The organism is Streptomyces sp. NPDC003697 (assembly GCF_053587115.1).
The window spans coordinates 1-1,044 of record NZ_JBSFNN010000180.1; the positions used below are offsets into that span (position 1 = coordinate 1).

Genomic DNA, 1,044 nt, shown 5'->3' on the forward strand with positions numbered 1-1,044 from the left:
TCGGCGATCTCCCACAGCCCGTCCGGAACAATCCAACTCCACGTACCCCGCCCCATGCACAGTCCAACGAGCAATCACCACATAGGACACGGTCTTAAGAGGTCATCTCAATTGGCTGAGTAGGCTGTCGGCTGTGGTGGGGATCATTGAGCGGCTGGTGCCGGACGAGTTGTGGGAGCTGTTCCAGCGGGTCGTGCCGGAGGCGCCATCGCGGCCTCAAGGTGGCGGCCGACGCCGGCACGGCGACCGTGAGGTGCTGGCAGCGATCGTGTTCGTGGCGACGTCGGGCTGCACGTGGCAGCAGCTGCCGAAGTCGTCATTCGGACCGTCCGGAGCGACTGCGCACCGCCGGTTCACCGAGTGGACGAAGGCCCGCGTGTGGGCCCAGCTGCACCGCCTGGTCCTCGACGAACTCGGGTCCCGCGGCGACCTGGACTGGTCCCGCTGTGCGATCGACTCGGTGAACATGCGGGCTCTGAAAAAGGGGATTTAACAGGTCCGAATCCTGTCGACCGGGGTAAGTACGGCTCGAAGATCCACCTGATCACCGAGCGGACCGGTCTGCCCCTGTCTGTCGGCATCTCCGGTGCCAACGTCCACGACAGTCAGGCCCTGATCCCGCTCGTGAAGGGCATTCCGCCGATCCGATCCCAGCGAGGTCCCCGTCGGCGCAAGCCCGGCAAACTGCACGCCGACAAGGGATACGACTACTCCCACCTGCGGCAATGGTTATCCCAGCGGGGCATCCGGCACCGCATAGCCCGCAAGGGAGTCGAGACCTCGCAGCGGCTCGGCCGGCACCGCTGGACCATCGAACGCACGATGGCCTGGCTCGCTGGATGCCGTCGTCTCCATCGTCGCTACGAGCGCAAAGCCGAGCACTTCCTCGCCTTCACGAGCCTCGCATGCACCCTCATCTGCTACCGCCGGCTCGCCAAATGAGATGACCTCTAAGACCGTGTCCTACGTGGTGAGGCGGAGCCGTCGCTTGTAGCAGCAGATGGCGGCGGCGAGACCGAGAAAGGCCAGGTAGTTACGGGGATC

At 65.0% G+C, this 1,044-nt stretch carries 1 protein-coding gene; it reads left to right on the plus strand.

Annotated features, from left to right (window positions below; all coding sequences use genetic code 11):
- Window positions 1-145: 145 nt before the first annotated feature.
- Window positions 146-942 (plus strand): IS5 family transposase gene (locus ACWDNY_RS31435; RefSeq protein WP_451649207.1). Its coding sequence is split into 2 segments (ribosomal slippage): window positions 146-482 and window positions 482-942, totalling 798 coding nucleotides; the frame shifts between segments, so codons are not numbered across the junction.
- Window positions 943-1,044: the final 102 nt, after the last annotated feature.